The sequence below is a fragment of the Coleofasciculus sp. genome (genome assembly GCF_046539235.1).
Taxonomy (GTDB): Bacteria; Cyanobacteriota; Cyanobacteriia; order Cyanobacteriales; family Coleofasciculaceae; genus Coleofasciculus.
Genome location: NZ_JBKHHI010000365.1, coordinates 1 through 6,694 on the forward strand (window position 1 = coordinate 1; position 6,694 = coordinate 6,694).

A 6,694-nucleotide genomic window follows, 5' to 3' on the forward strand; every position below is an offset into this window, starting at 1 on the left:
TTAGGTTTTATGGCACTAAAGTGCCTACTACGAACTTAGGTTTTATGGCACTAAAGTGCCTACTACGAACGAACATCAAAGTTCTAATCCTCCTTTTTGTAACTTCTTAAATGGGTCAAGAATAAAGTCGATAATCTTACGCCGCCGCACGATTACTTCAGCGGTGGCTGTATCCCCTGGTTTCAAATCTAAACATTGACTTTTAGTGGGAATACAGGTCTGATTTAGCTCAATTTCTAACTCAAAATTGGTTACTTGTCCCTGGGCGGTTTCGGTGACTTTAGAGGTGGGCGATTTGCGAATTAGTTTGCCCTCTACCACACCATAATCCTGGAAGGGATAGGCATCAAATTTGAGCTTCACTTCCATTCCTTCCTGTAATGCGCCACTTTCAGCCGTGGGCATTTGGGCTTTGAGAATTAGGGTGGAACCCTGGGGCGCAATCTCGGCAATTAATTCTCCCGGTTGTACCACCGCCCCGACTCCTTTATCTGGTAAACCAAAGACGGTGCCGCTTTCGGGTGCTTTGAAGACTCGCTGCTGGAGTTCAATTTCTTTGGCGGCAATTTGGCTTTCACTTTGCTTGATTTCAGCTTGGAGTGTGGTAATCTGAGTTTCCAGGTTCTTGAGCTGTTCCTGTATTCTCAGAACCGCTAGTTTGCCGGAATGAACTAGGGTATTATAGCTTTTTTGTTGCTCCTGTAAACGTAGTTTTGCCTGCTCAATTTCGGCTTGGGTTTGATGGAGAATTCGTTCATAACTGCCTTGTTGTTCTTTGAGCCGTAACCGGGCTTGGGAGATGTCGGATTCGGCTTGAACTAAGCGTTCTGTGTTGACTTTGACCAGGTTTTGTGATTCAGTAAAGCGGTCTGTGGAAATGGCTCCGGCTTCAAAGGCTTTACGGTATCGTTGAACTTTATCTTTTGCCTCGATTAAATTAACTTGGGCTTGATTGTAGGCGGCTTGACTGGAGGAAATGGCTTGTTTTGCCTGGTTGACTTGCGCCAGTTTTTCGGCTTTTTCTAGGGTGTAGGTACTCCCCAGGGCGTTAAAGTTTTGTCTGGCTTGTTCAATTTGAGACTGTTTTTCTAGTTCTTGGGATTGGTTTTGCCGCTGCTGGGTATGGAGGGCAATGTCTAACTGATTTTTGAGGACAGCTAACTGATTTAGGCGATTTTTTTGACCGTCTAATTGACTGCGAAGTTGCTCAATTTCGGAACGCACAATATCAGATTCGAGGGTGAGTAAGGTTTGTCCAGTTTTGACGCGGTTTCCTTCAGCAACGGCGAGGTTAATAATCGTACCACCGACAGAGGATTCCAGTTTTACGGTGGGTTCTTTGGGTTCTAATCGCCCTCTAGCACTTCCCGTTTCTTCGACTTCAGTTAACATTGCCCAAGGAAGTGCGATCGCGGCAAACAAAATTAAGAAATATAACAGTCCCCTTGTCCAAACTTGGGGTAAGGTATCCAGCAGTTCTTTTGTAGCATAAGACCAGTCAGAGGGGGGCGCAGAGGTCAAGAGAGGGGTTGGAGTATGATTGGAGTTCATAATGTAGAGACGTGCCATGGCGCGTCTGGTAAATGACGTAGCTTGCTTCTCGCTTGTGCGAGTATGACAAATGACAAATGACAAATGACAATTATTCTGTCCGATCCATTTGTTGCTGATTCAGGTAATAATAATGACCGCGTTTTGCCATTAATTGCTGATGAGTGCCACTTTCGACTAAAACCCCTTTATCCAACACTAAAATTAAATCCGCTTTGCGAACTGTAGACAGGCGGTGGGCAATAATTAACGTGGTTCGTCCTTGGAGAATTGTGTTGAAATTGGTCTGAATAATTCGTTCAGATTCAGCATCTAAATGAGACGTGGCTTCATCTAAAATAAGTAAGCGGGGATTGCCTAATAACGCCCGCGCGATCGCGAGTCGTTGTCTCTGTCCTCCTGATAACATTCCGCCCCCTTCTCCTATCTGATTTTCATAACCCATGGGTAGCTTTTTGATAAACTCATCCGCCCCAGCTTGTTGGGCGGCGGTGATAATTTCGTCTAGGGTAGCTGAGGGATGACCAATGCTAATATTCTCCCGGATCGTGCTACCAAATAAGAAGGTATCTTGGTCTACAACGCCGATTTGTTGGCGCAGGGATTGGAGGGATAAACTGGTGATATCCTGCCCATCAATTAACACCTTGCCATCCGTAGCCGGATAAAGTCCTAAAATTAACTTGGATATCGTGGTTTTTCCCGAACCACTGCGTCCAACTAGGGCGACGGTTTGACCAGGATTTACCGTAAAACTCAAGTTTTCTAGGACATTAATATCACTTTCGGGGTGATACCGGAACGTCACCTGATCAAACTTAATTTCTCCCTTTAACTCCGGTAAACTTTGCCGCACTGATGCCTGTAAATTTTCTTCCGGTTCGGTATCAATGACATCATTAATTCGCTCAACCGCAATAATCACTTCCTGTAACTGATTCCAGAGTACGGTTAATCGTTCAAAGGGCGTAATTACGTTGCCAATCAACATATTAAATGCCACTAATTGTCCAATTGTTAGTTCGTTTTGAATCACTAACCAGGCGCCAAACCAGAGTAGTCCTGTCGTCACCACGGTTTCTATAGTTGAGCTAAAAATTTGCAGGCGGTTGCTAATAATTTGCCCAGAAAACATCTTTTTCACCGATTGCAGCAGATGTTCTTCCCAGCGCCAACGCACGGTTTGTTCTACCGCCATGGATTTGACGGTGCGAACCCCGGTAAGGGATTCAATTAGATAACTATTTTCCACTGCAAAAGCATTAAAGATTTCTCTGGAAATGCGGCGTAGGAATGGAGTGGCAATTAGGGCAAGTAGCACAAAGGGCGGGACAATCACTAATGCCAATAGCGCCATTTTCCAGCTATACCAGAACATTAACCCCACATAAACAAAGACCGTGAGTAAGTCGAGTAAAATGGAGAGGGCTTCCCCGGTGAGAAAACGCTGGATTTTCTGGTTTTCTTGCACCCGTGACATAATATCCCCCACATAACGGGACTCGAAGAAGGAAAGAGGGAGGCGGAACGTATGGCGAATAAAGCCGACAATTAGGGCTAAGTTAACTTTATTCGCGGTATGGTCTAATAAGTATTGCCGCAAGCCAGTCATAGCGACGCGGAACAGACCAAAAATTAGCATCCCTAAGCCAACAGCGGTTAAGGTGAGGTTGCTTCCTTGGACAACCACTCGGTCTAATAGGAGTTGGGTGAATAGGGGCGTAATTAATCCGAAGATTTGGATTAGTAGGGAAGCAATGAAGACTTCCAGGAGGACAAATCCGTGGGGTTTAACTAATTCAAAGAATTGCCAGAAAGGAGTCGTCGCCTCCTCAGTTTCCTGTAATAAGGCGGTGGGTTGTAAGAGGAGAGAATAACTTGTCCAACTGGCGTTAAATTCCTCAGGAGTAAGACAACGTTGACCAATGGCTGGGTCGGCGACAATCACCTGATTTGCCGTAATTTCATAGACAACGATATAATGATTTCCGTCCCAGTGGACAATTGTCGGCAGGGGTTGTTGGGCGAGTTGGTCTAAACTGGCTTTTACAGGTCGCGTGGAAAAGCCAATACTTTCAGCGGCGGCGGATAGTCCCCGTAGAGATGCACCATTGCGGTTAACATTGGCGATATCTCTGAGGCGATTCACACTTAATTTTTTCCCCCAATACCGACCCACCATAACTAAGCAAGCGGCACCACAATCTGAGGCACTTTGTTGGGCATAAAAGGGATAGCGGCGCGTGATCCGCTGCCAGAGATGACCGACTGTCTGGGTAGGATTGGGAAAGTAGGCTTTACTGATGGTTTGCTGGGCGTTTGTTAATTCTTCGGGGGTATTCGCCTCCTCTGGGATAACTGGGGGTAAAGTTAAATTATTCCCTGAACTAAACTGGGAATTCTTCACCTTTGCCCGATGATAAAGATGGTCACGAATATGAGGATGGTTTTGGACGAGGGAAAAGAGGAGGGTTGGGGGAATATAGGATAATTGGAGATGACGGGATGCCCGGGCGGAGTAGGGTTGAAAGGGTTCATCGGGAAAAAAGGTGACTTCGCCAAAGGTGTCTCCAGGTTTCAGCGTAGTAATCAGTTCACCGTTGGCGTCAATGAGTCTAACTTTGCCCGTAATAATCAGGTAAATTCCGGCTTCAGATTGATCCGATTGCCAAAATTGACCGAGTTTGGGTTCAAGGATTTCAATCTGTTTCAGACAATTAGTGAATTGCGATTCACTAAAATCATGTCCGAGACAATCACTAAGGTGTTGACGGGAAATTCGGGGTGGAGTTTGTACCATAATGGGTTTGCACCTCAACTCATTTTAATCGGATTGAATTGCCAGACATCCTGGGTTTCAGGGGTATGGCTGGGGGGGAGGTTGCTAATCACAATCCGTTTGTCTGAATCCTCCTCTGGATGGGTGGGAATGTCGGGTTGAGGGGGTTTGGGGCGAGTCGAGAGTCCCATTTTTTTCAATAATCGATTAATATGGCGATCGCTAACTTCTATGCCAAATTCTGTAGCTAGGTGTTGGCTTAACTTTTGGGCGGTCCAGTTGCGAAAGGAATAGCCAATATCGCGGGGACTCTGGCTGACTAATTCTTGTAAGCGTTGCAGATACTCGTCATTCACGGCTTTAGGACGTCCAATCGGATGGGATTGCCAATTATGCGCCTCACCGCTACGGGCTATCAGCATCCAATGTCGGGCGGTGATGGGGGAACAGTTCAACGCCTGACAAATTTGGGCTTGGGTTTTCCCCTCGTCGGCTAACAGCATGATTTGCAGGCGCTGGCGATATTTTGGCGGTAAATCCTCTTGCAGATTTTTTTGCAGCCGTTTGCGCTGAAAGGGAGTGAGGTATTCACCGCCCGATTTACGCAGAGTGCGGCGTTGACCTGGGTTGGGTGGAGATTGGTGGCTTGACATCTCTATCGTTGCATTGGGGATGGGTAGGGATTTATCACAAGGATTATCCCTTTATTCACAAAGTATAATTTTGTCTAGAAATACATATATATCAGAGGGCGGTTCTCTGTCAAGACCCAAAATGTACAGTTCTGGGTTTTGTCACTAACTGCCTTTACAGCAAGGGTTTTGCTTTATATATAAAGTGAGAATCTCAGGTTCTCATCGCCTAAACACCCATGAATGGGAACAGAACAAAGGCGATACCGGAAAAAACGGCATTCCACGCCCAAGGATGCAGGAATTCACTACCCAGACACAGGACGGGTAAAATTGGCATAGGGTAGCGATCGCTCAACTGGATAAAGCCGGGATCAAAGGTTTACAAAGCCTTTAAAATAAATGTCATGTTTTTTACAGTATCTTTATGGTTTATTGAGTATTTTATTATAAAATAAAATTAATCAATAGGTAGAACTGAAAGAAATCGATATTTTCCTGGGTTGATTTTGCTTTTTTTGTCAAGCAAACTTGTTGAAGCAAATTGCTATAAGTAGGTGAACACAATAAAAGTTAACGGTGGAGAACTCGCTTTCATCCAGAAGCAAGCTACGTCTTATGTCCTTTGTCAGGGTTTTTAACCTAGTTGAGTTTATTTTCACCAACCTACTTAAATATGGCAATAAGTTTAACGCAAATTGGATATACTACTTCCTTTTTAAGGGGGTTGTATCGTTTAAGTCTTTGTTAATTCATTATTACTTAGCGAGGCATATATGCTACAGAAGCATCTACTAGCTCAAGGTTTATTTACATTCGTTACTCCTTTAGTAACAGGTTTAGCCATTACTACTTCGCCCGCGATCGCCGCCACTTTCGCCTCGTCTGAGGCAAAAGTCAATCTTGACAATTTTAGCCACGCCCCTACCGACATTTCTACACTGACTGATACTCAAGTTACTGCGATCGCTACTAATGGGAACGTGACAGCAGACGCCGAAGCTGAAGCCAATTTTACAGCTAATCCGTTCGGTACAACAGAAGCCAATAATTACTCCTGGAGTCAAACTGAAGGTGATGGCAGACGGTACGTTGGTTTGGCAGAAAGTTTTGCCGCCATTATTGGTTATGATTTTATCATCGAGGCAGGGGATACATTTGACTTCGATTTTATGGGGTTTTTAAACCTGGAAACCTCAATTGATAATCTGCCTGGAGAATATGCCACGGCTGAGGGAATGATTTCTTTGGAATTGTACGACAGTACTAATCCAGCGAATTGGGTGCTGTTAGATTCATTCGGGCTATCTGGTATTTTGGATACTCTTGGAGAGTCTGATGCTTTAGATTATCAGTTTTCTGAGAATTTCACATTAAATCCCAGTGATACCGCTTTAGACAATAACTTTGGGGGACAAGAGGAACTAGCTGAAGCGGTGATTGATGGTTCCTATTCAAAGACGTTTGATAGTTTAACGAAGTTAATCTTAGTTGAAGCCAAAACCAATCAAGCCCAAGTTCAAGCTGTACCTGAATCCTCTAGTCTACTGGGGTTACTTGTATTGGCTCTTTTTTGCTTAGGATATCGATTTAAGCTGAAAGGGCGGGTTTAGTAACATTTGGGTGAGGTAAGAAATGATAGTAAAACCCGCCCCTACAGGAACCAAGAGGGGCTTGGGAACCAAGAGGGGCTTGGGAACCAAGAGGGGCTTGGGAACCAAGAGGGGCTTGG

Annotated in this window: 4 protein-coding genes; 1 reads left to right on the forward strand and 3 read right to left on the reverse strand. The window is 44.9% G+C overall.

Annotated features, from left to right (window positions below; all coding sequences use genetic code 11):
- Positions 1 to 75: 75 nt before the first annotated feature.
- The 3 genes from ACLFWI_RS24005 to ACLFWI_RS24015 form a co-directional block, all read right to left on the reverse strand.
- Entirely contained in the window at positions 76 to 1,569 is a 1,494-nt protein-coding gene (locus tag ACLFWI_RS24005) for an HlyD family efflux transporter periplasmic adaptor subunit (protein WP_446415016.1), read from the reverse strand.
- A gap of 73 nt (positions 1,570 to 1,642) precedes the next feature.
- A complete protein-coding gene (locus ACLFWI_RS24010) occupies positions 1,643 to 4,351 on the reverse strand; it encodes a peptidase domain-containing ABC transporter (RefSeq protein WP_446415017.1) in 2,709 nt (902 codons plus the stop codon).
- A 14-nt stretch (positions 4,352 to 4,365) separates the two neighbouring features.
- A complete protein-coding gene (locus ACLFWI_RS24015) occupies positions 4,366 to 4,983 on the reverse strand; it encodes a helix-turn-helix domain-containing protein (RefSeq protein ID WP_446415018.1) in 618 nt (205 codons plus the stop codon).
- 755 nt (positions 4,984 to 5,738) lie between these two features.
- On the opposite strand from ACLFWI_RS24015, the gene ACLFWI_RS24020 reads away from it, so the two are divergent.
- Positions 5,739 to 6,575: a PEP-CTERM sorting domain-containing protein gene (locus ACLFWI_RS24020; RefSeq protein WP_446415019.1), complete on the forward strand. Its 837-nt coding sequence runs from the start codon at positions 5,739 to 5,741 to the stop codon at positions 6,573 to 6,575.
- Positions 6,576 to 6,694: the final 119 nt, after the last annotated feature.

What these genes read in the sequence shown, in the direction of transcription:
- ACLFWI_RS24005 (WP_446415016.1), bottom strand. Translation starts at nt 1,569, where the DNA reads ATGGCACGTCTCTACATTATGAACTCCAATCATACTCCAACCCCTCTC.
- ACLFWI_RS24010 (WP_446415017.1), bottom strand. Translation starts at nt 4,351, where the DNA reads ATGGTACAAACTCCACCCCGAATTTCCCGTCAACACCTTAGTGATTGT.
- ACLFWI_RS24015 (WP_446415018.1), bottom strand. Translation starts at nt 4,983, where the DNA reads ATGTCAAGCCACCAATCTCCACCCAACCCAGGTCAACGCCGCACTCTG.
- ACLFWI_RS24020 (WP_446415019.1), top strand. Translation starts at nt 5,739, where the DNA reads ATGCTACAGAAGCATCTACTAGCTCAAGGTTTATTTACATTCGTTACT.